This window comes from Streptomyces sp. NPDC102274 (assembly GCF_044766385.1).
Taxonomy (GTDB): domain Bacteria; phylum Actinomycetota; class Actinomycetes; order Streptomycetales; family Streptomycetaceae; genus Streptomyces.
The window spans coordinates 93,032-119,521 of the sequence record NZ_JBIWLW010000006.1; the positions used below are offsets into that span (position 1 = coordinate 93,032).

At 70.3% G+C, this 26,490-nt stretch carries 26 protein-coding genes and 1 tRNA gene; 14 read left to right on the forward strand and 13 right to left on the reverse strand.

The features are described from left to right. Positions 1-112: 112 nt before the first annotated feature. The 3 genes from ACIRQP_RS10740 (at position 113) to ACIRQP_RS10750 (ending at position 1,707) form a co-directional block, all read left to right on the forward strand. Complete coding sequence (locus ACIRQP_RS10740) at positions 113-352, forward strand: chaplin (protein ID WP_403886595.1); 240 nt, start codon at positions 113-115, stop codon at positions 350-352. Between the two features lie 319 nt (positions 353-671). Continuing rightward, positions 672-1,163, forward strand: coding sequence for a hypothetical protein (locus ACIRQP_RS10745; protein ID WP_403886598.1), 492 nt, complete (start codon positions 672-674; stop codon positions 1,161-1,163). 205 nt (positions 1,164-1,368) lie between these two features. After that, positions 1,369-1,707 (forward strand): hypothetical protein, encoded by a 339-nt coding sequence (locus tag ACIRQP_RS10750; protein WP_403886601.1) that lies wholly within the window; start codon positions 1,369-1,371, stop codon positions 1,705-1,707. Between the two features lie 131 nt (positions 1,708-1,838). On the opposite strand, the gene ACIRQP_RS10755 is transcribed toward ACIRQP_RS10750, so the two are convergent. From ACIRQP_RS10755 to ACIRQP_RS10765, 3 genes are all read right to left on the reverse strand, one after another. Beyond that, entirely contained in the window at positions 1,839-2,471 is a 633-nt protein-coding gene (locus ACIRQP_RS10755; protein WP_403886603.1) for a vitamin K epoxide reductase family protein, read from the reverse strand. 56 nt (positions 2,472-2,527) lie between these two features. After that, entirely contained in the window at positions 2,528-3,034 is a 507-nt protein-coding gene (locus ACIRQP_RS10760) for a DUF5949 family protein (protein ID WP_403886606.1), read from the reverse strand. A gap of 91 nt (positions 3,035-3,125) precedes the next feature. Then, positions 3,126-4,670 carry a hypothetical protein gene (locus ACIRQP_RS10765; protein ID WP_403886609.1) on the reverse strand — a complete coding sequence of 515 codons (1,545 nt, stop codon included), beginning with the start codon at positions 4,668-4,670 and terminating at the stop codon, positions 3,126-3,128. A 220-nt stretch (positions 4,671-4,890) separates the two neighbouring features. On the opposite strand from ACIRQP_RS10765, the gene ACIRQP_RS10770 reads away from it, so the two are divergent. Continuing rightward, on the forward strand, positions 4,891-5,460 hold the full coding sequence (locus tag ACIRQP_RS10770; RefSeq protein WP_403886612.1) for a SigE family RNA polymerase sigma factor: 570 nt from the start codon (positions 4,891-4,893) through the stop codon (positions 5,458-5,460). Beyond that, a complete protein-coding gene (locus ACIRQP_RS10775; protein WP_403886614.1) occupies positions 5,457-5,981 on the forward strand; it encodes a PASTA domain-containing protein in 525 nt (174 codons plus the stop codon). The genes ACIRQP_RS10770 and ACIRQP_RS10775 overlap by 4 nt, the downstream gene beginning before the upstream one ends. Positions 5,982-6,107: 126 nt before the next feature. Here ACIRQP_RS10775 and ACIRQP_RS10780 read toward each other — a convergent pair. The 7 genes from ACIRQP_RS10780 to galU form a co-directional block, all read right to left on the reverse strand. Continuing rightward, positions 6,108-6,181 (reverse strand) — tRNA-Ala (locus tag ACIRQP_RS10780). A gap of 114 nt (positions 6,182-6,295) precedes the next feature. Then, on the reverse strand, positions 6,296-7,468 hold the full coding sequence (gene glpR, locus ACIRQP_RS10785) for a gephyrin-like molybdotransferase receptor GlpR (RefSeq protein WP_403886617.1): 1,173 nt from the start codon (positions 7,466-7,468) through the stop codon (positions 6,296-6,298). Between the two features lie 137 nt (positions 7,469-7,605). Then, complete coding sequence (locus ACIRQP_RS10790) at positions 7,606-8,244, reverse strand: GNAT family N-acetyltransferase (RefSeq protein ID WP_403886620.1); 639 nt, start codon at positions 8,242-8,244, stop codon at positions 7,606-7,608. Next, a complete protein-coding gene (locus tag ACIRQP_RS10795; protein ID WP_403886623.1) occupies positions 8,241-8,792 on the reverse strand; it encodes a molybdenum cofactor biosynthesis protein B in 552 nt (183 codons plus the stop codon). The genes ACIRQP_RS10790 and ACIRQP_RS10795 overlap by 4 nt, the downstream gene beginning before the upstream one ends. Continuing rightward, positions 8,789-9,373 carry a cyclic pyranopterin monophosphate synthase MoaC gene (gene moaC, locus ACIRQP_RS10800; RefSeq protein ID WP_403886626.1) on the reverse strand — a complete coding sequence of 195 codons (585 nt, stop codon included), beginning with the start codon at positions 9,371-9,373 and terminating at the stop codon, positions 8,789-8,791. Before moaC ends, ACIRQP_RS10795 begins: the two co-directional genes overlap by 4 nt. A gap of 72 nt (positions 9,374-9,445) precedes the next feature. Next, on the reverse strand, positions 9,446-10,780 hold the full coding sequence (glp, locus tag ACIRQP_RS10805) for a gephyrin-like molybdotransferase Glp (RefSeq protein WP_403886628.1): 1,335 nt from the start codon (positions 10,778-10,780) through the stop codon (positions 9,446-9,448). 3 nt (positions 10,781-10,783) lie between these two features. Beyond that, complete coding sequence (gene galU, locus ACIRQP_RS10810) at positions 10,784-11,686, reverse strand: UTP--glucose-1-phosphate uridylyltransferase GalU (RefSeq protein WP_403886631.1); 903 nt, start codon at positions 11,684-11,686, stop codon at positions 10,784-10,786. 103 nt (positions 11,687-11,789) lie between these two features. Here galU and ACIRQP_RS10815 point away from each other — a divergent pair, with 103 nt between their 5' ends. Then, positions 11,790-12,407 carry a 5-formyltetrahydrofolate cyclo-ligase gene (locus ACIRQP_RS10815; RefSeq protein WP_403886634.1) on the forward strand — a complete coding sequence of 206 codons (618 nt, stop codon included), beginning with the start codon at positions 11,790-11,792 and terminating at the stop codon, positions 12,405-12,407. Positions 12,408-12,554: 147 nt separating this feature from the next. On the opposite strand, the gene ACIRQP_RS10820 is transcribed toward ACIRQP_RS10815, so the two are convergent. Continuing rightward, complete coding sequence (locus ACIRQP_RS10820; RefSeq protein WP_403886637.1) at positions 12,555-15,440, reverse strand: penicillin acylase family protein; 2,886 nt, start codon at positions 15,438-15,440, stop codon at positions 12,555-12,557. 236 nt (positions 15,441-15,676) lie between these two features. Here ACIRQP_RS10820 and ACIRQP_RS10825 point away from each other — a divergent pair, with 236 nt between their 5' ends. The 6 genes from ACIRQP_RS10825 (at position 15,677) to mscL (ending at position 21,838) form a co-directional block, all read left to right on the forward strand. Beyond that, positions 15,677-17,266 carry a potassium/proton antiporter gene (locus ACIRQP_RS10825; protein ID WP_403887143.1) on the forward strand — a complete coding sequence of 530 codons (1,590 nt, stop codon included), beginning with the start codon at positions 15,677-15,679 and terminating at the stop codon, positions 17,264-17,266. 240 nt (positions 17,267-17,506) lie between these two features. Further along, positions 17,507-18,862 carry an MFS transporter gene (locus tag ACIRQP_RS10830; RefSeq protein WP_403886640.1) on the forward strand — a complete coding sequence of 452 codons (1,356 nt, stop codon included), beginning with the start codon at positions 17,507-17,509 and terminating at the stop codon, positions 18,860-18,862. A 66-nt stretch (positions 18,863-18,928) separates the two neighbouring features. After that, a complete protein-coding gene (locus ACIRQP_RS10835) occupies positions 18,929-19,309 on the forward strand; it encodes an FmdB family zinc ribbon protein (RefSeq protein ID WP_403886643.1) in 381 nt (126 codons plus the stop codon). A 101-nt stretch (positions 19,310-19,410) separates the two neighbouring features. Next, the gene (locus ACIRQP_RS10840; protein WP_403886646.1) at positions 19,411-20,244 is read left to right on the forward strand and encodes an S-methyl-5'-thioadenosine phosphorylase; all 834 of its coding nucleotides are present in this window, start codon (positions 19,411-19,413) and stop codon (positions 20,242-20,244) included. A gap of 193 nt (positions 20,245-20,437) precedes the next feature. Continuing rightward, a complete protein-coding gene (locus ACIRQP_RS10845; protein ID WP_403886649.1) occupies positions 20,438-21,076 on the forward strand; it encodes a hypothetical protein in 639 nt (212 codons plus the stop codon). Positions 21,077-21,289: 213 nt separating this feature from the next. Beyond that, entirely contained in the window at positions 21,290-21,838 is a 549-nt protein-coding gene (gene mscL, locus ACIRQP_RS10850; protein WP_403886652.1) for a large conductance mechanosensitive channel protein MscL, read from the forward strand. A 22-nt stretch (positions 21,839-21,860) separates the two neighbouring features. Here mscL and ACIRQP_RS10855 read toward each other — a convergent pair whose 3' ends face one another. Further along, complete coding sequence (locus ACIRQP_RS10855; protein WP_403886654.1) at positions 21,861-22,076, reverse strand: hypothetical protein; 216 nt, start codon at positions 22,074-22,076, stop codon at positions 21,861-21,863. 136 nt (positions 22,077-22,212) lie between these two features. Between ACIRQP_RS10855 and ACIRQP_RS10860 the strand changes: the two genes are divergently transcribed. Together ACIRQP_RS10860 and ACIRQP_RS10865 are read left to right on the forward strand one after the other, a co-directional pair. Then, positions 22,213-23,244, forward strand: a complete 1,032-nt coding sequence (locus ACIRQP_RS10860; RefSeq protein WP_403886657.1) for a P1 family peptidase — start codon at positions 22,213-22,215, stop codon at positions 23,242-23,244. A gap of 145 nt (positions 23,245-23,389) precedes the next feature. After that, positions 23,390-24,238 carry a DUF6227 family protein gene (locus ACIRQP_RS10865; RefSeq protein WP_403886659.1) on the forward strand — a complete coding sequence of 283 codons (849 nt, stop codon included), beginning with the start codon at positions 23,390-23,392 and terminating at the stop codon, positions 24,236-24,238. Between the two features lie 69 nt (positions 24,239-24,307). Here ACIRQP_RS10865 and ACIRQP_RS10870 read toward each other — a convergent pair whose 3' ends face one another. Then, the gene (locus tag ACIRQP_RS10870) at positions 24,308-26,437 is read right to left on the reverse strand and encodes a fructose-specific PTS transporter subunit EIIC (protein WP_403886662.1); all 2,130 of its coding nucleotides are present in this window, start codon (positions 26,435-26,437) and stop codon (positions 24,308-24,310) included. Between the last annotated feature and the right edge of the window lie 53 nt (positions 26,438-26,490).

Genomic DNA, 26,490 nt, shown 5'->3' on the forward strand with positions numbered 1-26,490 from the left:
GACATCACTCTTTCGGGCACGCAACCGACAGGCGCATTCGGCGTTGATGCATAGGTCGGGCAATCGCGCCCGGCGCGTATAGCATCCCCTTTCGACCGAGGAGCCCTTCTCCATGTCGCGTATCGCCAAGGCTGTTGTTCTCTCCACCGCGACCGCCGCCGCTGTCGCCGGCGCCTCCGGCGTCGCCTTCGCCGACGCCGACGCCGCGGCCGCCGCCATCGGCTCCCCGGGTGTCATCTCCGGCAACGTCATTCAGGTCCCGATCCACGTGCCCGTGAACCTCTGCGGCAACACGATCGACATCATCGGCCTACTCAACCCGGCCTTCGGCAACGCCTGCGTCAACGCCTGACGACCTTCGCTGTCGGCGCCAAGCCGACGTCGCGTCGACGTCGCACGCGAGAGCCGCTCTTTCCCTCGGGGGCAGAGCGGCTCTTCCGCTGTCCGGCGGTCACCCTTACGCGTCCTGCCTCCACTCCCACGGCGGCGCGGCACGGGCACACGCGGGCGGCCATTCGGAGGCGTCGGACCAGATGAGCGTGGATCGGAGCGGGCCGTAACCTGTACGGCCGCCGTCCGACGGGCCGTACGGAAGGCCTGTTCGGTTGCGGGCCCCGCGCGTGGAACCGACGGTGAGGAGAACGTTAAGACTCGTCCCGAAAGGACCAGGTATGCGTCTCCAGCTCTCCCGCCGCGTCACGACCGCCGCCGCATGTGCCGCGCTCGCACTCGGCGCCGTGGCCCCGGCCGTCGCCCATGAACTCCCGCGCGACACCGGCACCGACACCGCTCCGGCCCCCGCACCGGGCCCGATGGCGTCGTCGGAGCCGACGACTCCATCGGCGGACGTGGCTGCCGCGGCACCCACCGCACCAGCGGCACCCACGGAGCCCGCGGACCCCGCGCAAGAGAGCAAGCCCCTGGACAACGCCAGTGACGTACTGAAGCCCGTCGCGGATCTGGTCCAGGCTGCGCTGAAGGCTCCCGGTGGCGAGCTCTCCGCGGCGGACATCGAGAAGCACGCCAAGGCCATCAGCGACGCCGTGGCCGCTCTGAAGGCGGCCGCTCCCGCCGACTCGCTGGCCGATGTGGTGGTGACCGTGGAGAAATCCACGGACTCAGTGCACGAATCAGCCATCGCGGCCGATGCCCGACAGCCGTGAATGGCCCCGCCCGGCTGCTCGTTCGATACGAGAACAGGGCGAGTCCCCTTCATTCGAGTGGCCTGCCCAGAATTCCTTCCCGACGGAGTTTCCGCCGCGCGCACGCGTCGTTACTGATGACGGGCGACCGCGCGAAGGGTTCTCCAAGAGGCCTGTGCGAAGCGCGAGTTGTCTCGCAACAGACATCGCTGAAAGAAGGATTCCCATGAAGCCCATGAAGGTCGCCGCCGTCGTAGCCGGTTCCGTGATGGCTCTGGGCGCCGCCGCTCCGGCGTTCGCCGCCGAGGGCATGAGCCTCAATGGCGGGCTGGAGACCGTGATGAGCGAGGGCCTCAAGGACCCCCGGCCGCTGCAGACCAACGCGCTGGACACCGAGAACCCGGGGTCCGTGCTGAACGCCGTGAAGGCTGCCGCGGACAGCCTGAACAAGAAGAAGGGCGGCAAGACGAACGGCAAGAAGACGTCGGGCAAGACGGGCGCCAAGGAGATCGTCGGCACGTCGACCGGCAACAAGCTGCTCGGTGGTCTCCCGCTCGGCAAGTAGTCTCCGGCAGCGGTTTCCGGAAGCGGCGTGACGGTTTCCGGAGACGCGGCGATTCCCGTGCGTGACCGGACGGGACGGTCCGGGCCCCGCGAGGGCCCGGACCCCGTATTCAGTCCCCTGGGGCCCCGGCCTCAGCTGGTCCAGAAGTCCCACCAGCGGGTCAGGACGAGCATCCCGATGATCCCGGTCCACAGCACCGGCGGCACCCAGTGGAACTCGCTCAGCGCGCCCCGCAGCCCCGCGGGCGCGGGCAGGATCCCGTGCTCGATGTTGTGCGCCGTGACGTAGCAGAACATCACGATGGTGGCGACCCAGGCCAGACAGCACCACAGACACAGCGAGTTGATGCTGTAGAGCGACTGGTACTGGAGCCAGGTGCAGAAGCCGACGCCGAAAAGCGTTCCGGCGTTCAGGCCGAGCCAGAACCAGCGCCGGTAGCGCGCCCCGGCCAGCAGCCCGGCGCCGACGCCGATGACCACCGCGTACGCCGCCAGCCCCAGCATCGGGTTGGGGAAGCCGAAGACCGACGCCTGGTCGCTCTTCATGATGTTCCCGCAGGAGACCACCGGGTTCAGACTGCATCCCGGGGTGAAGTCCGGGTCCTCCAGCAGTTTGAACTTGTCGAGGGTGATCACCCAGGCCGCCAGCAGCCCGGCCGCTCCGCTGATCATCAGCACGAGCGCGAAGGCCCGGCCGCCGCCCCACGTACCGCCGGATCCCTCCGTACGTTCGTCGGTGCTGGTGTTCTCGGCCAGTGCCGTCATGACGTCCGCTCCCCTGCTTCCGGTGCTCATCCGGTGTCCGTCCGGGCTTCCGACGCTCAGCCGCGCAGGCTGCGTACCGGCACCATGCAGTGCGCGGCGCTGGTGAGCATCGCCTCGTCCCCCGCGAAGGCGCGCAGTTGCTCCTCGGTGACGGGCCTGCCCGGTGTCGCCTCGGCCCACGGCTTGGTGGCGACGATGAAGTAGACCTGCCCGTGATCCCGCGCGTCGCGCTCCCACTCCGGCGGGACGGGGCACTGCGCTTTCAGATACGGCATCGTCAGTACGGCGCGGCCCGCCTCCACCAGCAGCGTGATCGACACATTGGGGGTCTGCGAGACATCGACCAGATCGCCGCCTGGGATCAGCCCGATCTCGGCGAGCACCGTACGCATCGTCTCCTCGCAGGCCTCCGCCCCGTCCTTCCCGTCCCCGAGTGAATAGGCGAGCAGGAAAGGCGCGTTGCGTTCGCCGTCGGCGGGGTCGCTGGTCCAGGAAATCACCGAGAGAGTACCCAGCCTGGAGGCGTTCCGCGCACTGATCCAGACGGAATTGGTAGAGGTCATGTTGCGGCACAGTAGTGGCCTGCGGGGAATATCCGTGAGCCCGCTTCACCCAAGTGGGGGACCACACACGCCACTTAGGGACATCACTCCCTCAATTTCGTTTTTCAGTACGAGACTTATTCATCTGTCCGCGCGTGGGTTTTCCCTGCGCGGACGGTGACAGACAGGCGCGCCAGTCGCTCCGGCCCGGCAGATCGGGAAGGCGCAGGACGCGCCACCCCTGGGTGTAGGCGGGCCGCGTGTCCTCCCCCGCCACCACGACCGCCACCGGCCGGTCGCGGGCGAGTGCGACGAGTCCCGCGGGGGTGATGGAGCCGTCATGGCCCCCGGTCTGCCGTGACGCGCAGCCGGCGAGGTAGGCGACCCGTACGGCCTCCGCGCCGCTGACCACACAGGGCGGCCCTACGCCCTGGCGCGCCAGCTCGGCCACCACCCGGCCGAACGCCACCCTGTTGGTACGGCCGCGCGCGGCGGCGCTGTCGAGGACCGCGAACTGCACCGCCAGATGCGCCGCCAGCAGCGCCGCGAGAGCGCCCACCGCCAGCGGTCGCGGCCACGCCGCCCGGCCGATCCGGGCCAGGCCCGCCGCCGTCGGCAGCGCGAGCAGCGCATACGTGGGGAGGAGGAAGCGCGGCGCGGCGTAGCCGATCAACAGGACGTACGGCACGGCCATCGACAGTCCGGCCAGCGTCGGCACCAGCACGACGGCCGGCCTCCTGGCGCGCGCCGCGGCCAGCACCCCGCCGACGACGAGGAGCGGCAGCACGAACCACCACAGCGCGGTGACGGGCCGCCGCCACGGGATGTCGCAGGGGCGGCAGAGCAGCCGCCCGTCGAGCGCGCGCACCTGGTCGTCGAAGGCGAGGTGCCAGCCCAGGTCGCCCTGGATCTCGCTGGCGCGCCGCAGTCGCTCGGAGAGACCGCCGTAACTGACGTACGCCTCGACGGCCCAGGGCGCGCAGCCGAGGACCGCACCGGCGGCGAGTGCCAGCAGCGGGAGCGGGCGCCGCCACGCCCCGACGAGGAGCGCGGCGGCGGCGAGCGGCAGGCCGAGCCAGAGGGCGTCGCTGGGCCGCATGAGCGCGACGAACGCCACGCCCCCGCAGAGACCGGCGAGCGCCGCGCGGTCGGACCGGTCGCGCACGGCGCGCAGGAAGCAGCCGACCGTGAACAGGGCCCCGAGGGCGACCCACAGATTCGGCATGGCCTGCGGACCGTAGAGGACGGTGATCCACAGCCCGGCGAACAGCGCGCCGGCGAGAGCGAGCACGGGCGCCGGGAGCAGCCGTCGCCACACCCACAGCGCGAGCAGCAGACCGGCGCCCGACAGCAGCGCGAGATAGACGCGGAGCGCCTCGACGGACGAGGTCAGCGCGGTCACCGGCGCGATCAGATAGGTGATGCCCCGGGCGCGCGGCGCGCTGAAGAACGCGGCCTCCGCGTCCCGGGCGACCTGGCTGACGTACACCGTCTCGTCCCAGCCGAGACCCGACCCGGGCACGACGAGGACCAGTTGGAGGATGGTGTACGCCACCGCGACGGCGGCGGTCCACCCGAAGCCGCGGGCCGCCCGCCCGCCACCGGCCCGTGGCTCCATCCCGCTCGGGCCCGCGGCGACGGCCGAGGTCTCTGCCATGCGCCCCACGCTGCATCCGCGACGCCCGCCCGGCCATCGGGACAAGCCACTCGGACGAACGGCCGGGGCTCGTACGGCAACGCCCCGGGGCCGCCGGTCGCCGCGCACCCCCCGAACCGGCACGGGGAGGTCCTCGCCCTGTGACCCAGCTCTCATCGCGGCCGTGCAGCAGATGAAACGGCTTCCGCGTCGAGGAGGGGTGACAGGAAGGGAGGAGCGTATGGATCTGGCAACCGAGTGGAAGCTGGGCGCCGACATCGGCGAGGCCGAGTCGGCGGAGATCGATTTCCCCGGTTTCGTCGCGACCCGGTCGGCCGCGTTGTTCCGCGGCGCTCTCGTCTTGACGGGGAATCGCGAGGCGGCGGAGGACCTGGTCCAGGAAACCTTGGAGCGGGCCTGCCGCAGGTGGCGCACGATCGCCGTCAAGGATGCTCCGGACGCCTACGTACGGCGCATCATGGTGAATCTGGCGAACGACCGGTGGCGGAAGTACCGCCGCACGGTTCCGCACCAGGACAGCGGCGACAGGGTGTCTCCGGGCGACGAGTACGGGCGTATCGACAGCAGGGACCAGTTGGTCCGAGCCCTTCAGCGGCTGCCGATGCGTATGCGCACGGTCGTGGTGCTGCGTTACTTCCACGACCTGACCGATGCCCAGATCGCGGCCGACCTGAGGATCTCTCCGAGCACCGTACGGTCCCAGCTCGCCCGCGGCATCGAAAAGCTCAGAGGCCAGTACCCCTCGCTCTCCGACCCTTCACCGCAGCAGCCCACGGAGGGAAACCGATGACTTCTCATGGATCCCGGCCTTCCGGCTGCACCGGTTACACACACTTCGAAGAGGAACTGGTGAACGCCATGAACGACTTCGTGAACGCCGCCGACGCACCGACCTTCGATGCGGACGGCATCGTGCGCGGGGCCCGTCGCAAGAGGGCCACGGCCATAGCCGGCGTCGCCGCCGCCCTTGTCGTGGCCGGCGGCGGAACTGCCCTGGCCACCGCCGTCACCAACGGTTCTGACGCCCCGAAGCCTGCCGCCGCGGCCACAGCGACGGAGGCGACCACCGTGACCACCGACGAGGCCGCCACCGTTCTGGTGTCCGGCAGCAAGTACAAGATCGACCTCGCGGGCATCGACCTGGACTTCGCCAAGCAGCGGCTCCTGAAGTCCCAGCTCCAGCCGGGCACGGTCAGCGAGGTGCCCTGCGGCAAGAACGGCAAGCCGGGCTCGGTCATCGCGGCCGACCCCCACAGCCCGAAGACCGTGTTCAAGGGCGACACCGTCAATCTGACAATCTGCGCCGACTGACCTGAGAGGGCCCCGCCGCGGCAGGGGGAAGAGGCATCGAACGCCCCTGCGAACGCGAGAATCCCGTCCGATCTTCCGATCGGACGGGATTCTCGTTGTCGCTGTTGCTGTTGTGTTTGTGTTGTGTGGACCTGAGGGGATTTGAACCCCTGACCCCCTCGATGCGAACGAGGTGCGCTACCAGTCTGCGCCACAGGCCCTTGCAACGAGTGAAACCTTAGCACCACCGCCGCTGTGCCCGGAAATCCGTTAGCGGCTGGTCACCGGGCCCGGAGGTGGGCGGGGTGAGCGGGGACGGGGTGGCGGGCGGTGGGTCACTCGTTGGCCGCTCGGGGGCGGTCGTCCTCGTCGTACTGGTCGAACAGCGGGGTCCTGCCGCGGTCGCGTGTGCGGCGGGGCGCCGGGGCGCGGGGTGACGGCGGGGGCTCGGCGGTGGGTTCGGCCGTGGAGGAGCGCGCCGCGCTCCACGTTTCCGGGTCGCTGACCTCGACGCCGCCGGTGGCGCGGGGAGCGACCGGGGCCGTGACGTACGTGGGGAGCGGGACCGGTACGGGGTCCCAGCTGTTGCCGCTCGCCGGGCCGCGTTCGCGCTGCTGGTCCACCCACTCCGCGTGGTCGGTCTGCTCGACCAGGGCGCGGCGGCCCGCCTCTTGGGGCGAGACCGTGGGAACGAGGGCCGGTTCGGGGCCGGGTTCGGGCTCCTCGTCCGGCTCGCCCGTGGCGGCCGTCGACGGCTGGTGGCGGCGCGTGCGGTTCTCGCGGAGCCGCTGCGCCGCAGCCTCGGCCCTGCGCCGGTCCATGGTGAACGCGAAGCGCCGTCGCTCCTGGCCGCGCAGATGCACGATGTACACGCTCAGGAGTACGGCCGGGAGGGCCGGCGCCCAGAGGAAGCCGAGGCCGCCGACCGCCGCGACGATCGCGCCGAGTGTGAAGGTGAGAAAGAGGACCACGGTGGTACGGCGCCGGCGGGCGAGGACCTGGAGGCGCTGCGCGCGCCGGGCGCGTTCCGCCGCGGCGCCCGAGGGACGCGGGCGCCGCTCGGGAGCGCGCCGCTCGGGAGCGGACGCGGAACGGTCGGGCGCGGGGCGCGCGGGGCGCGCGGGGACCGGGCGGGACGCCTGGGCGGGACGGGACGCCGGGCGCGCGGCCCCTGACCTGGCGGGGGCGGGCACGTCCGCGCGGATTTCCATCCGGGCTTCGGTACGGGCCGGGGGCGCGGAAAAGGCCCGGACGTCGACGGAGCTGATCGACTCCGTGCGGCTGTCCGGTTCCCCGTCGGGCCCCGCCTCCTCGGCGGCGCGTCCCTGAAGCTCCTTGGCGTAACGGCGCTCCATGGCCGCCCGTCCGGACAGCAGCCGGATGGCGGTGCTGAAGCGTTCCGTCGGGCGTGCCTCATTGAGCTCGTCCTGCCTGCGGAGCCACATCGGCACCAAGTAGGCGGCCCAGGCCCCGACAATGACTGCGTAGATGAGGCCGCTGCTGCTCACGGTTCACACCGTAGAGGGGTTCGCATGAGGGCATCCGCCAATTGAGCCGGTGTGTCGCACGATCTGGCTCATAGCACTGACTTTTTTTGTGATGGTGCGGATCAGTTTATGGCCATATGCCGATCAATATCGAACACTTATTTCATTTTTTGGTCGTTGCCGGTCGCACCTGGTCGGGCCCTGCGCCAGCGGCGGAGCAGCCCCTCGGGCACCTCCTCGGCGGTGAGGACAAAGATGAGGTGATCCCGCCACGCCCCATCGATATGCAGATAGCGGGGCCGCAGCCCTTCCTCGCGAAATCCGAGTTTGTCGACCACGCGGCGGCTGGGGCCATTCTCGGGGCGGATACAGATCTCGACGCGGTGCAATCCGACCGTACGGAAGCAGTGGTCCACCGCGAGGGCGACGGCGGTCGGCATGACACCGCGACCCGCGACCTCGCGGTCCACCCAGTAGCCGATATGGCCCGAGCACATCGAGCCCCAGGTGATACCGGCGACGGTCAGCTGGCCGACGAGCCGGCCCTGGTACTCGATGACGAAGGGCAGCATCCGGCCGGCGTTGGCCTCGCCTCGCAGATGGCGGACCATCTGACGGTAGGTGGGGCGCTGGGCGACCGGGCCGCCCGGGGGCGGCGGCGGGATCGTCGCCTCCCAGGGCCGCAGCCAGTCGCGGTTGCGCCGGTTCACCTCACGCCAGGCGCGCTGGTCGCGCATCCTTATCGGGCGGAGGGCGATGTCGCCGTCCACCAGCATCACGGGCCAGGCCGGGTTCATCCGGAGGTACGGGGGTGATCGCCGCCGTGGATCTGGTCCACGGCATGGACGAGCAGCCGGCCGAGCACGGCGAGACCGTCCCGTACCCCGCCCGTCGAGCCCGGCAGGTTCACGATCAGGGTCCGCCCCGCCACACCCGCCAGGCCCCGGGAGAGGGCGGCGGCGGGGGCCTTCGCGGCGCCCTCGGCGCGGATCGCCTCCGGGATGCCCGGGATCTCGTAGTCGAGCACGTGCCGGGTGACGTCCGGGGTGCGGTCCGTCGGGGAGATGCCCGTACCGCCGGTGGTCAGGATGACGTCGTACGCGGCGGCGACGCCCCCGCGCAGGGCCTGCTCGACCGGATCCCCGTCGGGGACGACCTTCGGTCCGTCGACCGCGAAGCCCAGCGCGGTCAAGCCGTCGGCGAGGATCGGGCCGCCCGTGTCCGCGTAGACGCCGGCGGCGGCGCGGTTGGACGCCGTGACCACCAGGGCGCGGTACGTGGACGCGGACGGGGAGGCGGACCGCGGCTCGGGCCCGGGGCCGCCGTTTCTCGCGGGCGTACTCACTGCGCACCTCCGTCCGCCTCGGAGACCGCCGCCCCCGGCGGCGCCTCCGTCTCGGGCGGCGCCTCCGGCTCGGGCCGGGTCCAGTGGCCCGACTTGCCGCCCGACTTCTCCTCGACCCGTACGTCCGTGATGACCGCGCCCTTGTCGACCGCCTTCACCATGTCGACCACGGTCAGCGCGGCCACCGACACGGCGGTCAGGGCCTCCATCTCGACGCCCGTACGGTCGGTGGTCTTCACCGTCGCGAGGATCTCGACGGCGTCGTCCGCGACCGAGAGGTCGAGCGTGACCCCCGAGACGGCGAGCGGATGGCAGAGGGGAATCAGGTCGGGGGTCCGCTTGGCTCCCATGATGCCCGCGATACGGGCGGTGGCGAGGGCGTCCCCCTTGGGCACTCCCCCGCCCCTGAGCAGTTCGACGACGCGCGGCGAGACCAGTACCCGGCCGCTGGCGCGCGCGACGCGCGCCGTGACCTCTTTCGCCGAGACGTCGACCATACGAGCCGCCCCCGACTCGTCGATATGGGTCAAGCTGCCTTGCTGAGGGGGTCCGGGGGTCTCCCCCCGGGAAAACACAGTCATTCGCTGTGGCGCTCCCGGTCCGGGCCCGACAGGGCCTGTGTGGGCAGACACGGTACCGCCACCGCGTGGCGATCAGCCGATCAGGACGACGTCGACCTCCGTACCGGGCTCCACCGAGACGGACTCCTCCGGGATCACGATCAGCGCGTCGGCATGGGCGAGAGCCGCGATGAGATGGGAGCCCGCCCCTCCCACGGGGGTGATCGTGCCCTCCCCGGCGTCGTACGTACCGCGCAGGAACTGGCGGCGGCCCGCCGGGGACGACAGCGTCTTGTCGGCCGCGAGTGTCGCCCGGACGACCGGCCGGTGCACGTCCTCCCGGCCCATCAGCGCGCGGATCGCGGGGCGGACGAACAGCTCGAAGGAGACGTACGAGGAGACCGGGTTGCCCGGGAGGGCGAGCAGTGGGGTGTGCTCCGGGCCGATCGAGCCGAAGCCCTGCGGCTTGCCGGGCTGCATGGCGAGCTTGCGGAAGTCGACACCGCCGCCCGGCTCGTCCTCGTCACCGACGGAGGAGAGCGCCTCCTTGACGACGTCGTACGCCCCGACGCTGACGCCGCCCGTGGTGACGACCATGTCGGCGCGGATCAGCTGGTCCTCGATGGTCGCGCGGAGCGTGTCGGCATCGTCGGTGACGGCGCCGACCCGGTAGGCGATGGCGCCCGCGTCCCGGGCGGCGGCGGTGAGCGCGAAGCTGTTCGAGTCGTAGATCTGGCCCTCGCCCAGCTCCTCGCCGGGCTGGATCAGCTCGCTGCCGGTGGAGAGCACGACCACGCGGGGGCGGGGCCTGACCCGTACCGAACCGCGGCCGATGGCGGCCAGCAGGCCGATCTGCGGCGGCCCCAGGACCGTGCCCGCTTCCAGGGCCAGGTCCCCTGCGCGCACATCGCTGCCGCGCGAGCGGACATGGTCGCGAGCCTCGGCCGAGCGGAACACCCGTACCTCACCGCTCGCTCCCTCACCACCGGCGCCGGCGGGGCGCATGGAGGTGGCCGCGGCGCCGCCCGCGCCGCCGTCGGTCCACTCCACCGGGACGACGGCCTCGGCCCCGGGCGGCAGCGGGGCGCCGGTCATGATCCGCGCCGCCTGCCCGGGGCCGACCTCGGGCAGCGCCCCGCTGCCCGCCGCGACATCGCCGATGACGGTCAGCACGGCCGGGAACTGGTCGGTGGCGCCCGCCACATCGGCCGTACGGACCGCGTATCCGTCCATGGAGCTGTTGTCGAACGGCGGCAGAGCCACCGGTACCGTGACGTCCTCCACCAACACACAGCCCTGGGCGTCGGGCAGTTGCAGCTCGATGGGGTCGAGCGGGTGGACCGCGGCGAGAATGTCCGCGAGATGGTCGTCCACCGACCACAGCCGCTCATGGCCGGCGGCCGGTACCGGTTCTGCCGTGCTGCTCAAGTGCTACATCTCCTCGCTGACATAACTGCGGAGCCAGGCACGGAAGTCCGGGCCCAGGTCTTCACGTTCGCACGCGAGTCTGACAATGGCACGCAGATAGTCGCCGCGGTCACCTGTGTCATAACGACGGCCCTTGAAAACCACGCCATGGACCGGTCCGCCCACCTTCTCGTCCACGGACAGCTGCTGAAGCGCGTCGGTGAGCTGGATCTCGCCCCCGCGGCCCGGCTCGGTCTGACGCAGTATGTCGAAGACGGCGGGGTCGAGGACATAGCGGCCGATGATCGCGTAGTTGCTGGGGGCGTCGGCGGTGTCGGGCTTCTCGACCAGATCGTGCACCTTGACCACATCGGCGTCACCGGTGGGCTCCACCGCGGCACAGCCGTAGAGGTGGATCTGCTTCGGATCGACCTCCATCAGCGCGATGACGCTGCCGCCCTCACGCTCCTGGACCTCGACCATGCGGGACAGCAGCGGGTCACGGGGGTCGATCAGGTCGTCACCGAGCAGCACCGCGAAGGGCTGGTCACCGACGTGCGGGGCGGCACAGAGCACGGCGTGGCCGAGGCCCTTGGGGTTGCCCTGACGCACGTAGTGCATGGTGGCGAGGTCACTGGACTCCTGGACCTTCGCGAGCCGGCCGGCGTCCCCCTTCCGGGTAAGCGCCTCCTCCAGCTCGTAATTCCGGTCGAAATGGTCCTCCAGCGGACGCTTGTTGCGGCCGGTCACCATGAGGACGTCGGAGAGCCCGGCGGCCACCGCCTCCTCGACCACGTACTGAATCGCGGGTTTGTCCACTACCGGCAGCATCTCTTTTGGAGTGGCCTTCGTGGCGGGCAGGAACCGGGTGCCGAGGCCCGCGGCGGGGATGACAGCCTTGGTAATCCGAGAGGGCGAGTGAGTCATGCGGAGTACACTATCGGCGCCCTCTGGGCGGAAGATGATACTCCGGTTAACTTTCGTCTCATAAAACATCAGACGCGAGGTTTGTGATGTCCGGTGCGTAATCATGAGTAATGACATGCCCGGAAAGGCCGCGCTGCGCCGTGAACTCCTCGCCGTGAGAGCCCTCCTGTCCAGTGATGACGCTCGCGAAACCGCGGCGGTTCTCGCGCGGCGCGCACTCGATCTGCCGGAGCTCGCCGACGCCCGTACCGTCGCCGCCTATGTCTCGATGGGGCGAGAGCCGGGCACGCGCGCTCTGCTCGACGCGTTGCGCGCCCGAGGGGTACGGGTCCTGCTGCCGGTGCTGCTGGCGGACAACGACCTCGACTGGGCGGAGTACGAGGGCGCGGACCGTCTGGTGCCCGCGGGGCGGGGGCTGCTGGAGCCGGACGGTACCCGGCTCGGCGTGGACGCGGTGCTGGAGGCGGAGGTCGTGCTGCTGCCCGGCCTCGCGGTGGACGGGCGGGGGATACGGCTGGGGCGGGGCGGCGGCTCGTACGACCGGGTCCTCGGCCGGCTGACCCGGGCCGGAGCGGAGCCCGCGCTGACCGTCCTGCTGTACGAGAACGAGGTGGTCGCGCGGGTCCCTGAGGAACCGCACGACCACCCCGTACGGGCCGTGGTGACGCCGGGGGGCGTCAGGCGCTTCGGCGACCGGCGTGAGCGGCGTCAGCGGCCTTAGCGGTGCCAGGTGCGTCGGCGACGTCAGGTGCGTCAGCGTCGTCGGCGTCAGGTGCGTCAGCGTCGTCGGCGTCAGGTGCGTCTGTGGCGTCGGCGTCAGGTGCGTCTGTGGCGTCGGCGGCGGCGTTCACCTTCGGCTCGCCCCGGCTCACGATTTGGGCGGCTCAAGCCTGAGCGTGTCGATCGTCGCGCCCTCCACCGTGTTGACCTTGTAGGGCCAGTCGAGCAGCTCGCCCTTGGCCCACTTGTCCGTCTGGTCGGTGTAGTGCGCGCTGTACGCGTGCCCCGAGGCGCCCGTCAGATTGATCCAGCGGGACTTGTCCCAGTCACCGACGTTGACGACCATCCGCATCGACGGCACCCACACGACCTCGTATCCGCCCGCCGCGTTCCAGCCCGTCGCGTCGACCGCGGCCTCGCCGCCGCCGAGGTTCCACGGGCCGCGGTTGAGCATCTGCTTCAGGAAGCCGGGGCCGCTGGTCCCGAGGGTCTGGTTGTCCAGCTGGAGCTGGTGCAGCCGGCCCCAGCTCCAGCTGGAGACGTCCTTGCCGAGCTTGGCGGTCAGCTCCCAGCGGGCGTCCTCCATGGCGCGCTCGAACAGCTTGTCGCGGGTCTTGGTGGCGTCGAACCTGCGGCTGCCCGGGGAGCTCCACCACGCGTTGTCCTCGTCCTTGATGATGCCGCGCACGACCTCGTACCAGCGGTCCCCGCCGTCCGGCTGGGCCGCGTCGGGCGCGCGCTGGCCGCACTCCCGTACCAGCTGTATGTCGTCGTCCGCCGGACCGGTGCTGTCGGCGGGACGCACGTTCAGGCACTCGCCCTCGACGCGCACCTCCTTGGGAAGCTTGTTCCCGAAGGCGAGCTTGAGGACATTGCGCCAGACCGCGTTGAAGTAGGCGGCGGCTCCCGAGTCGGGTTCCTGGGTGTAGTCCCAGCCTTCGAGGAGTTTCTGCGCCTCGCGTACGGACGGGTCCGGGACATTGATCTTGAGCAGATAGGGCATCAGCAGCTTCGCGATCTCGCTGGTGTTGTCCATCTGCATGGTCTGCATGTCGTCGGTCGAGATCTTCCCGCCGTCCTTGATCTTCGACTCGATCAGGTCGTTGATCCGCTGGCTGCGGGCGCCATAGCCCCAGTCCTCGGTCAGCGGGTACGGGTACTTCTCCGAGTCGACGACGGCCTGGTTGGCGGTGACGATGTAGCCGCGCTCCGGGTCGTACTCGTACGGCAGCTCGTCGAAGGGGATGTACCCCTTCCACTGGTACTTCGGGTCCCAGCCCGGGGCCGGCGTGCGGCCGTCGAAGCCGTCCGAGCGGATGGGGATGCTGCCAGGCGCCTGGTAGCCGATGTGGCCCTTGGTGTCGGCGTAGATGAGGTTCTGCGAGGGGACCTCGAAGTGCTCGGCGGCCTTGCGGAACTCGCTGAAGTCCTTGGCCCTGTTGAGCTCGAAGACCGCGTCCATGGACTTGCCCGGCTGGAGCGCCGTCCACTGGAGCGACACGGCGTAGCCGTCGCCGCGGTCCGGGGCGACATCGCCGACCGGGGCCTTCTCGCCGACCTTCACCAACTCGTTGTCGCGGTCCGAGACCAGCGGGCCGTGGTCGGTGGAGCGGACGGTGATCGTCTTGCTCTGGCCACCCGCGACCTTGATGGTCTCCTCACGGGTCTTGAACTGCTTCTCCTTGTCGCCGTACTGGTAGAAGTCGCCGTTGACCTTCTCCAGGAAGAGATCGGTCACATCGGCGCCGAGGTTGGTGAAGCCCCAGGCGATGTCCTGGTTGTGGCCGATGATGACGCCGGGCATTCCGGAGAACGTGTATCCCGCGACGTCGTACTGGCAGGTCTCCGAGACGCTGCGGCAGTGCAGACCCATCTGGTACCAGAGCGAGGGCAGCTGGGGCGCGAGATGCGGGTCGTTGGCGAGGAGAGGCTTGTCGGTGGTCGTGTACCGGCCGGAGACGACCCAGGAGTTGGAGCCGATGCCGCTGCCGCTCGGGCCGAGCAGCTCGGGGATCTCGTCCAGCGTGCCGGAGAGCGCTTCGAGCTGGGAGTTGAAGTCCTCGGTGGCGCCGGACGCGGTGACCATCCCGCCGGCGTCCGTGCCGGTGCCGGTGTCCGTGCCGGTCCCTATGCCCGTACCTGTGCCGGTCCCGCCCGTGCCTGTGCCGGTGCCTGTGCCGAGGTCTGAGCCCGTGCCTGTGCCTGTGCCCGTATCGCTTCCCGTGCCGTCTCCGGTGCCGTCTCCCGTGGCGTCGCCGGGTTCGGCCTCGGGGTCGTACTTGCCGGTGACCGGGTCGATCCCGCCCTCGCTGACGATCGGCTTGTTCCGGTCGTACGGATACGACGGGTACAGGTCGTCGATCTGCTGGTCGCTCAGCCGGCTGGTCAGCAGCGAGCGGTCGATCTCGTCCTGCATATTGCCGCGCAGGTCCCAGGCCATCGCCTTGAGCCAGGCCACCGAGTCGACCGGCGTCCACTTCTCGGGCTTGTAGTCATTGGTGAAGCTCAGGGCCGCGTACTCGACGGAGATGTCCTTGCCGTCGCGGCCCTCCAGATACGCGTTGACGCCGTCCGCGTACGACTGGAGGTTCTTCTTGGTCTCCGCCGAGAGCTTGGTGTCGTACTCGCGCTGTGCCACCCCGTGCCAGTCGAGGGTGCGCAGGAACGTGTCGGTCTTGACCTGGCTCTTGCCGAACATCTCGGAGAGTCGGCCGGAGGTCATATGGCGCCGGACGTCCATCTCCCAGAAGCGGTCCTGCGCCTGGACGAAGCCCTGGGCGAGGAACAGATCCTGGTCGCTGTTCGCGTAGATCTGCGGGATGCCATAGCTGTCGCGTCTGACGTCCACGGGTCCGGAGAGGCCCTTGAGTGCGAGCGTCCCCGTCGTCTGCGGGAAGGAGGCACGGACCGTGCTGACGCCCCAGTACGTGCCGTAGCCGACACCGCCGACGAGCGCCAGCACCAGGACGATCACGATCAGACGGGCGCGTCGCCCCTTCTTTTTGGCGGAAGGGGGGGCTGTGTTGGCGGGCATCGCTGTCCTTCGAGGGGCAGGGTGGTCCTGGAATGCTGGAGCAACCATAGGCGCAGCCGTTCATCGTCCCGGACGCGGTGTCATGTAGTGCGACTCGTCGGACGATCGCACAGGTGATCACGCCATGGTTCCCTGCGGATAGCGGCCGAAAGGGAGGCACAGATCACATTGCCTCGCACTGGCGATCGAAAGCGTCAAGAAAACGTTAAAGATTAGGTAAGGTAACGAAGTACCGGCTGCCGGAGGAACGATCCGGCATACGCGAGGGGAAGGATCGGCCGCTGTCTGTCCACCATCTCAACGAACTTCTGCTCATCAGCTCCCTCGTGCTGCTGATCGCGGTCGCGGCCGTCCGGATCTCCTCCCGGAGCGGGCTCCCCAGCCTGCTGCTGTATCTCGGGATCGGGGTCGTCATAGGGCAGGACGGCCTCTTTCACGTCAAGTTCGACAACGCCGAACTGACGCAGGTAATCGGATACGCCGCCCTTGTGGTGATCCTGGCCGAGGGTGGTCTGGGCACCAAGTGGAAGGAAGTGAAACCGACGCTGCCCGCCGCGGCCGTGCTCTCGACCGTGGGCGTCGCGGTGAGCGTCGGGGTGACCGCCTCGGCCGCGCACTATCTGATCGGCCTGGACTGGCGGCAGGCGCTGATCGTCGGCGCGGTCGTCTCCTCGACGGACGCCGCGGCGGTCTTCTCCGTACTGCGCAAGGTGCCGCTGCCGTCCCGGGTGACCGGGGCGCTGGAGGCCGAGTCGGGTTTCAATGACGCCCCTGTGGTGATCATGGTGGTCGCCCTCTCGGCGTCGGGTCCGGTCGAGCACTGGTACGTGCTGGTCGGCGAGATCACGCTGGAGCTCGCGATCGGCGCGTGCGTCGGACTGGCCGTGGGCTGGGTGGGCGCCTTCGGGCTGCGGCATGTGGCCCTGCCGGCCTCCGGGCTGTATCCGATCGCCGTGATGGCCATCGCCGTCTCGGCGTACGCGATCGGCGCCACGGCACACGGCAGCGGCTTCCTCGCCGTCTATCTCGCCTCGGTGATCCTGGGGAACTCCAAACTGCCGCACGCCCCGGCCAACCGCGGGTTCGCGGAGGGGCTCGGCTGGATCGCGCAGATCGGCATGTTCGTCCTGCTCGGGCTGCTGGTGACCCCGCACGAGCTGGGTGACGACTTCCTGCCCGCGGTCGTCGTCGGTCTCGTACTGACCGTGGTGGCGCGGCCCCTGGCCGTGCTGATCAGTCTGCTGCCGTTCCGTATCCCCTGGCAGGAACAGGCACTGATGTCCTGGGCCGGTCTGCGCGGCGCGGTGCCCATCATCCTGGCGACCATCCCGATGGTGTCGAACATCGAGGGCAGTCTCCGGATCTTCAACATCGTGTTCATCCTGGTCGTCGTCTACACACTGGTCCAGGGACCCACGCTGCCCTGGCTGGCCAAGGCCCTGCGGCTCGGCGACCCCTCCGAGGCCGCCGACCTGGGCATCGAGTCGGCGCCGCTGGAGAGGCTGCGCGGCCATCTGCTCTCCGTGGCGATCCCCGCGCACTCGAAGATGCACGGCGTGGAGGTCGGGGAGCTGCGGCTGCCGGCCGGGTCCGCGGTGACCCTGGTCGTACGGGACGGCAAGAGCTTCGTACCGCAGCCGACGACCGTACTGCGCCGTGGCGACGAGCTTCTGGTGGTCGCGACCGACCCGGTACGGGACGCCGCCGAGCGACGGCTTCGGGCGGTCGGACAGGGCGGAAAGCTGGCCGACTGGCTGGGGACGGGCGAGGGTACGGTCACCGGTGCCGGGACCGGGGCCGGAACCGGGGGCAGGATCCGCTCCTGATCGCAGGCGTGCGTTCAGGCGTTCGCTCCTTTCCCAGGTGACATAGCGTTCGCACCTGTACGATGAAGGCACAGTTGATCGACCACCTCTGCCTGACGCAGTGCTGGCGCGACCGTATGGCGGCCGTGGCGTTCCCCGATGTGGGCCCTGGTATCTACCGCAGTTCCGCGCAAGAGGACAGCTCTCGGCGGCGCCCGTACATCCGGGGGCGCGCTACCAGGCGGCAGAAAGGCAAGGACCGTGTCCCACAACACGGTCGACACCACCGAGGGCGCCGCCCCGGCCACGACGCCCCGCCCCGGATACGGACGGCTCCTGCGCACGCCCGGCGCCTGGACGTTCCTGCTGCCGGGGTTCGCCGCCCGGCAGCCCTTCGCGATGCTGACGATCGGCATCGTGCTCCTGGTCCAGCACACCACCGGCTCGTACGGCAGCGCGGGAGCCGTCGCCGCGGTGACCGGCGTCTCCATGGCGCTCTTCGCGCCCCAGGGCGGAAAGCTCGCCGACCGGTTCGGGCAGCGCGCGGTGCTCGTCCCGGGCGTGCTGCTGCACACGGCGTCCGTCACTGCGCTGATCCTGCTCGCACTCGCCGGCGCCCCGCTGTGGGCACTGTTCCTCGCCGCTGTCCCGACCGGCGCCTCCGTCCCGCAGATCGGCCCCATGGTCCGGTCACGCTGGGCCGCCGTACTGGGAGGCAGCCCCTCCGGATCGAGCCCCGGGTCGAGCCCCGGCTCCCGTTCCCGTGGCTACGCGTCGCTGCTCCCGACGGCTGCCGCCTTCGAGTCCGTGACGGACGAGTTCACCTTTGTCGTCGGCCCGGTACTGGTGACCGCCCTGTGCACCGGCGTCCATCCGGCGGCCGGACTGATCGCCGAAGCCGTGCTGACGCTGGCCGGCGGGCTGCTCTTCGCGGCCCAGCGGGGTACCCAGCCCAAGACCGGCCGGCGTGGGGAAGGCGGCTCGGCCGAGGCACGCGTCTCCGCGCTCTCCGTGCCCGGTGTGCGGGTTCTCGCCATCTCCTTCCTGGGGATCGGTTCCGTCTTCGGTGGAATGCAGGTCTCGCTGACCGCCTTCGCCGAGGAGATCGGCAACCCCGGTGTGAACGGTCTGCTGTACGGCGTCTTCGCGGCGGGCAACATGCTCGCCGGAATCGTCTGCGGCGCCGTGGCCTGGAAGATCGGGCCGCGTCGCAGGCTGGTGATCGGATACGCGGGGCTGACGCTGGCCGCGTCAGCGCTGTGGGCTGTGCACTCCGTGCCGCTGCTCGCCGGACTCGGACTGCTGGTCGGACTCTGCATCGCTCCCGCGCTGATCACGGGCTACACGCTGGTCGAGTCGCTGGTGCCCGCTTCGGCCCGTACCGAGGCGTTCACCTGGCTGACCGGTGCCGTCGCGCTGGGCCAGGCCGCGGCGGTCACCGTCGCCGGACAACTGGCCGACGCCCATGGCGCGAGCTCCGGATTCCTGGTGCCGCTGGTGGGCACCGCGCCGGCGCTGGTCACGCTGATCGTGCTGCGTTCGAGGCTGACCCCGAATGCCTCCGGACGCGTCGCCGCGCGTGGGATGAGTCACCGCGTGCCGGTGGCAGTGGACTGATCGCGCGGAATACGTCACTATGGAGCGTCGTTAGCACTCATTGAGTGAGAGTGCCAGGAGGAGCAAGTGCCGACCTATCAGTACCAGTGCACCGAGTGTGGCGAGGGCCTCGAGGCGGTGCAGAAGTTCACCGATGATGCCCTTACCGTGTGCCCGAATTGCCAAGGACGCCTGAAGAAGGTCTTCTCCGCGGTCGGCATCGTCTTCAAGGGCTCCGGGTTCTACCGGAACGACAGTCGTGGCTCGTCGTCGAGCAGCGCCCCCGCTTCGGCGAGCTCGTCGGGCTCCACCTCGGGTTCCGCGGGTACGAAGTCGTCCTCGGAGTCCAAGGCCCCGGCGTCGGCCTCGTCCTCCGCCAGCTCGGGCGGCTCCGGTTCGGGCTCCGGCTCCGGATCGAGTTCCAGCTCCAGTTCGTCGAGCAGCTCCAGCGGCTCCTCGGCCGCCTGACGCCCTCTCCTTTCGCTCCTTTCGTTTCCGTGGGGACCCCGCCGTCTTGAGCGGCTGGGGTCTTTCGCGTACACGCGCGCGAGTACGGCTACTGTGATCGGATGGCGAACGCAGAGATCGGTGTGATCGGTGGCTCGGGTTTCTACTCCTTCCTGGAGAATGTGACCGAAGTCGAGGTGGAGACCCCCTACGGGCCTCCCAGCGACTCCCTCTTCCTCGGCGAGATCGCCAGCCGGCAGGTCGCGTTCCTGCCCCGGCACGGACGCTCCCACGGCCTCGCGCCGCACCGCGTCAACTACCGCGCCAATCTGTGGGCACTGCGTTCCGTCGGTGTGAAGCAGGTCCTGGGACCGTGCGCCGTGGGCGGGCTGCGGCCGGAATTCGGGCCGGGCACGCTGCTCGTACCCGATCAGCTGGTGGACCGTACGAAGGCACGCACGCAGACCTTCTACGACGGGCTGCCACTGCCGGACGGAAGCACCTCGAAGGTCGTGCACATCTCGCTCGCCGATCCTTACTGTCCTGAGGGACGCAGGACAACGCTGGCGGCGGCGCGGGGGCGTGACTGGGAGCCGGTGGACGGCGGAACGCTCGTGGTCATCGAGGGACCGCGTTTCTCGACGCGGGCGGAATCGCGGTGGCATGCGGCGATGGGCTGGTCGGTGGTCGGGATGACCGGGCACCCCGAGGCGGTACTCGCTCGTGAACTGGGGCTCTGCTACACCTCCATGACTCTGGTGACGGACCTGGACGCGGGCGCGGAGACCGGCGAGGGCGTCTCCCACGAGGAGGTCCTCAAGGTCTTCGCCTCGAATGTCGACCGGCTGCGTACGGTGCTGTTCGACGCGGTGGGCGGATTGCAGGCGAGCGAGACCCGCGACTGTCTGTGCGCGCACGCTCTGGACGGGATCGACACCGGGATCGAGTTGCCCTGATCGGGATTTGCCCGGGCCCCTCGCGAACCATGCGCGAGAAACCGGGAATTGCGGCCTCACCCGCCTGAACCACTCCGGCGGGTGAGGAAGTTGTCCACAATCGGCGACTGATCCACAGGCCGCAGCGGGATCGTGACGGACCGTGCATCGTGAGGAGCGACCGCAGAACTCCTCACGACAGGTGGTGGTTGCCATGTCCCGCTCCTTCTCGCGTGATCCGTCCCTTCCTCACCTCCCGCACCCCTCGCCCGACCTCTCCCCACTCTCCTCGCCCTTCCCTTCTCCCCTCCCCGCGCCCGCCGCGCCCGAGCCGTGCGGCGTGCCGCCCTTCGATCCGCTGCGGGTACGGGGCTCCGGCCGGCGGCTGCGCAGGGCGCTGTTCAGGCGGCGGCGCACGACGGCGGCCGGTCTGGCCATGACCGCCGCCGCGCTGGCCGCCGCCGGGGCTGGGGGTTCGGTCCGCGCGGCGGCGGATACCGACGCCGCTGCGGAGTCCACGGCGTCCGGCGCCGTGGCGGCAGCGCCGTCCCGGCCGTCCCTCGCTCAGCGAGCGGCGGAGATGGTGTCCGCGCCGGTCCGCATCGCGGACGCGGCGACGGTCCGGCTGCTGCGCCGAGGGGACCGGGTGGATGTGATCGCGGCGGCCGAGGGAGCGCCGGAGGCGAGGGTGGTGGCTTCGGGAGCCAGGGTGACCGAGGTTCCGGAGGCACGGGAGACCGTCGTGGACACAGGGGACGGCGGGGCGCTGATCGTCCTGTCCGTTCCACGCGCGACGGCCACGGAACTGGCCGGCGCGGGCGCCACGTCACGGTTGGCGGTGACGCTGTGCTGAGCCGGCTCGTGCAGGGTCGGCTTCTGCCGAGGCGGCTTGTACGGGGGCGGCTTGTACGGGGGCGGTTCACGCTGAGCCGATGTGTTCGCACTCGCACTGGCGAGCTGTGGGGTCGCCTGATCGCGTCTGCGGATTGGACAGCGTGGGCACGCGCTGTCGTAGGTTGCGAAGCTGATTGTCACCTCTACCGCACATGCGAAGAAAGGCTCACTCGTGAGCAAGGAGAAGGAAAGCGTGCTGGAGGGCTTCAAGGCCTTCCTGATGCGCGGCAACGTGATCGACCTCGCGGTCGCGGTGGTCATCGGCGCGGCGTTCACGAATGTGGTGAACTCGGTCGTCAAGGGCCTGATCAACCCGGTGGTCGGCGCGTTCGGCACCCAGGATCTGAACAAGTACAGCTCGTGCCTCAAGTCGCCGTGCGAGACGAACGACGCGGGCGAGGTCGTGAGCGGCATTCCGATCATGTGGGGAACGGTGCTGAGCGCGGTCCTCACGTTCGTGATCACGGCGGCAGTCGTGTACTTCCTGATGGTCCTGCCGATGTCCAGGTACCTCGCCAGGCGAGCCAGGCAGCAGGCCGCCAAGGAAGAGGTTCAGGAGGTCACGGATGTCAGCGAGCTGGAGGTGCTGAAGGAGATCAGGGACGCGCTGATCTCGCAGCGTGGCTCAGGGACGGCCGTCCCTGGGCAGGCAACCACGGGTCAGGCAGCCTCTGGTCAGACCACCCCGGGGCCGAACAATCCGGGGCAGGGCAACCCGTAACGGCTGATTTCGGCACTGCCCGTCAGAGGTGGTGGGGCGGCTTCTCGTCGAGGAAACGCGCGAGATCGGCGGCGCTGTCACCGCTCCCGGCGGGCCTGTCTCCCCAGCCACGGTCCGTATCGTCCGTCGACTGCTGGTCCAGCGGATCGTCGAAGATCAACGCCGGATTGGGGCGAGGCGGCCGGGACGGCTGTGGCGGGTCCGCCGCCGGCGGCTCGGGGGTAGGGGCGGTGCTCATAGCTCCAGGGTACGGGGGCTCGGTCCGCGTCGGCGCGGACAAGGCCCGGGCGGTCGTCGGGGCCGGCGGCGGCGACCATGACGACGGGGGTGACGCTTGCCGGGCGCGCGGCCCCCCGTGGTACGGATGGGGGTTCATGACATCCAATGACGCACTGACCGACGTGGCGGGCCTGCGGGTCGGGCACGCCGAGGTGGCGGGGGAACGGGCGCTGAGCGGCACCACCGTTGTTCTCGCCCCGGAGGGCGGGGTGGTGGCCGCGGTGGACGTACGGGGCGGCGGGCCGGCCACCCGGGAGACCGATGCCCTCGATCCACGCAATATCGTCCAGCGCGTCGAGGCCGTGGTGCTGACGGGCGGCAGCGCGTTCGGGCTCGACTCGGCGTCCGGGGTGATGGCGTGGCTGGAGGAGCGCGGGCGCGGCATCCGGGTCGGTCCCGACCCGCACCAGGTGGTGCCGGTCGTGCCGGCGGCCGGGGTCTTCGACCTGGGGCGCGGTGGCGACTGGCTGGTCCGCCCGGACTCGGCGACAGGCCGTGCGGCGGCGGAGGCGGCGGCGGGTACGGCGAGCGGAGCACCGGTCGCGGAGGGCGGTGTGGGCGCCGGGACGGGCGCTCTCGTCGGTCCGGTCAAGGGCGGGATCGGTACGGCGAGCCTGGTCCTGGACTCCGGGATCACGGTGGCCGCCCTCGTCGTGGCCAACGCGGCGGGTTCCGCGATCGATCCGCTGACGGGCGTGCTGTACGGGCGCTACCTCAACGGCCGTACGGAGTACCCGGCGCCCGAGGTCCACGAGGCGGCCCAGCGGCGTCTGGCCGAGCTGCGCGAGCGGAACGGCCCCCCGCCGCTCAACACCACGCTCGCCGTCGTCGCCACCGATGCCGAACTGTCCCGGGCACAGGCGCACAAGCTCGCGGGCACGGCGCACGACGGCATCGCGCGCGCCGTCCGTCCCGTGCATCTGCTCAACGACGGGGACACGGTTTTCGCTCTGGCGACGGGTCAACTCCCCCTCGCCGAGGGGGATCCGCTCGCGCTCAATGAGGTACTGGCGGCCGGAGCGGACGTCGTGACCAGGGCAATCGTCTCCGCCGTCGAGGCGGCGGAGAGTGTGGCGGGGCCCGGCGGGACGTTCCCTTCGTATCGCGAGCTGTATGGGCTCGACTGACCGGCGCAGTCGCCGAGTTGGTGGGGGCGCGCGGGAACTTCACGTACGCCCCCTTCGTTTTCTCAAACTTAGGACGCGATGTCAGCCCTAGGCGCTACGTTATGCAATCACCAAGTGACATGTGGCGACGGCCTGGAGACCCATCTTGAACGATCCCTACGAGACAACCGAGACGCACCTCGAGCGACTCCTGGGTCGGGCACTCAACTCCTTCGACCTGCCGGACGCATTGGTCGAGCAACTCAGCCATGCGCTGGCGCACGCCAGCTCGCTGTGCTCCGCGCACCACAGTGCGGGGCTGCACCGCGAGACGTACCGACACACGTATCTGCTCGCGAACGGCAGCGCGCTCAGTCTCTGGGAGCTGGTGCACAACACCGGCCGGGACGAGGCGCGGTCGCACGAGCTGTACGCGGAGGAGTCCGAGGCCCAGCTCGCCGCGGCCCGTCTCTGCCGCCCCGGCAGCCCCGAGGCCCCGCGGCTCTCCGACGACGGGTCAGCGGACCCTGAGGCGGTGCGCGATCCAGACGGGCCGCCCATGGACGATGCCGCGGCGGGGCTGCTCGCGGAGCTGGAGTCCGAGCGCACGGCCGAGATCGACGCGCATCTCGCCCTGCTCCGCGGTCTGCGTGCCATGCCCTCGACCCCGCTTCCGCGGCACCGGATGTACTCGCCGGACAACTCCCCGGACCATGCCCGCCGGGTGCTGCGCCGGGCGGAGAACGCCGACCGGCCGGGCGAGGAGACGGCGGGGCTGCTGCGCACGGCCTTCGCGCACCACATCACGCAGGTCTTCGGCAGACAGTGCCAGGTCGAGGGCAAGGACGCCGGGTTCATGCTCTACGAGCACGCGTTCTTGCTGATCGACGGCAGCGAGACAAGCCTGTGGGAGGTGGAGCACACGGCGACGCCGGACGGCCGTCATATGTGCGAGGTGTACGAGACGGAACACCTCGCGCGCGAAGCCATGGAGCTCCGCGCGCAGGTGCGATGAGGTGAGGGCGGGACGGGGTGGGTCGTACGGCCGTCAGGGGTGGACGGCGTACGACCACGAGGATCCGGCTCAGGCGGCCACCGGTACCTTGGCGTCCGCCGCCCCGTCACCGGTGACGCCGCCACCAGCGCTTCCGGCCTCCGCCGTCCGGTCCGGGCGGCCCGTCTTGCGGGCTCCCTTGAGCAGGATGACCAGCCCGGCGCTCACCGCTGTACCCGCCGCGATCGCGATGAGGTAGAGGAACGGGTTGCCGATCAGCGGGATCACGAAGATGCCACCGTGCGGGGCCCGCAGCGTGCACTCGAAGAGCATCGACAGCGCGCCGGTGACCGCGCCGCCCGCCATCGCGGACGGGATCACCCGCAGCGGGTCGGCGGCCGCGAAGGGGATCGCGCCCTCGGTGATGAAGGAGGCGCCGAGCACCCAGGCTGCCTTGCCGTTCTCCCGTTCGGTGCGGGTGAACAGTCTGCCGCGTACGGTTGTGGCCAGCGCCATGGCGAGCGGCGGGACCATGCCGGCGGCCATCACGGCGGCCATGACCTTGAGGCTGCCCTCGTTGGGGTTGGCGAGGCCGCCGACCGCGAAGGCGTACGCGACCTTGTTCAGCGGGCCGCCGAGGTCGAAGCACATCATCAGACCGAGGATGACGCCGAGGATGATCGCGTTGGCGCCGGAGAGCCCGGACAGCCAGTCGGTCAGCGCCTTTTGGAGCGAGGCGATGGGTTTCCCGACCACCAGGAACATCAGGAAGCCGACGATCGCCGAGGAGATCAGCGGGATCACGACGACCGGCATGATGCCGCGCAGCGGGGCGGGGACCTTCAGCTTCTGTATCGCCATCACCGTGCCACCGGCGATCAGACCGGCGACCAGGCCGCCCAGGAAGCCCGCGTTGATGGTGAGGGCGATAGAGCCGCCGACGAAGCCGGGCACCAGACCGGGGCGGTCGGCCATCCCGTACGCGATATAGCCCGCGAGGACCGGCACCAGGAAGCTGAACGCCAGGCCGCCGATCTGGAACAGCAGGGCGGCCCAGCTGGTGTGGTCCGTCCAGATGAAGTGCTCGGCGACGGAAGGGGCCTTGTCGACGGTGTAGCCGCCGATGGCGAAGCCGAGGGCGATGAGAAGCCCGCCCGCGGCCACGAACGGGACCATGTAACTGACACCGGACATCAGCCACTTGCGCAGCTTGGTGCCGTAACCCTCGCCCGGTTCAGCCGCGTTGTCCACGGGTGAGGCGTGGTCGCTCGCCGTACCGGTGATCTCGCCGCGTTCCGCCTTGCCGCGTACGTCGGCGATCAGCTCGGCGGGCCGGTTGATGCCCGCCTTGACGCCGACGTCGACGGTGGGTTTCCCGGCGAACCGGTCCTTCTCCCGTACCGGCACATCATGGGCGAAGATCACGGCGTCGGCGGCGGCGATGACGGCGGGGTCGAGCCGGTTGAACCCGGCGGACCCCTGCGGCTCGACGACCACCTCGACGCCCGCCTCCCGCCCGGCTTGTTCCAGCGCCTCGGCGGCCATATAGGTGTGCGCGATCCCGGTGGGGCAGGAGGTGACAGCCACGATCCGGAAGACGCGATCGGCGGGCTTCTTCGGCTCCTCCGCCGCCGGGGGCGCGGCCGCGGGCACGGCCGGGGGCTCCTCCGCGGCCGGGGCCTCTTCCGTCGGCGTCGCCGGCTCGGCAGGCCCGTCGGCAGACGCGGCGGGTTCGGGGCGCGGCTCCGGCTGCGGCTCGTCGGGCTCGGCCCGTGTGGCGTCCTCGCCGCGAATCAGCGACGCCGCCGCGGTCGCGTCCGTCGCCGTACGCAGCGCGGTCGTGAAGTCCTCGTTCATCAGACGCCGTGCCAGGGCCGAGAGGATCGTCAGATGGGCATCGTCGGCACCGGCCGGGGCCGCGATCAGGAAGATCAGGTCCGCCGGACCGTCCGGGGCCCCGAAGTCGATCCCGCGCGCCGAGCGGCCGAAGGCCAGCGTGGGTTCGCTGACATGGGCGCTGCGGCAGTGCGGGATGCCGATACCGCCGTCGAGCCCGGTCGGCATCTGCGCCTCGCGCGCGGCCACATCGGCCAGAAAGCCGTCCAGGTCGGTGACCCGGCCCAGGGTCACCATCCGTTCGGCCAGCGAGCGGGCCGCGGCTTCCTTCGTCTCGGCGGCCAGGTCGAGGTCGACCAGGTCCGCGGTGATCATGTCGCTCATCGCGGGCTCCTTCGCTCGCATATCGCGAGGGTCAAGTGGGTGGGAGAGGGGGG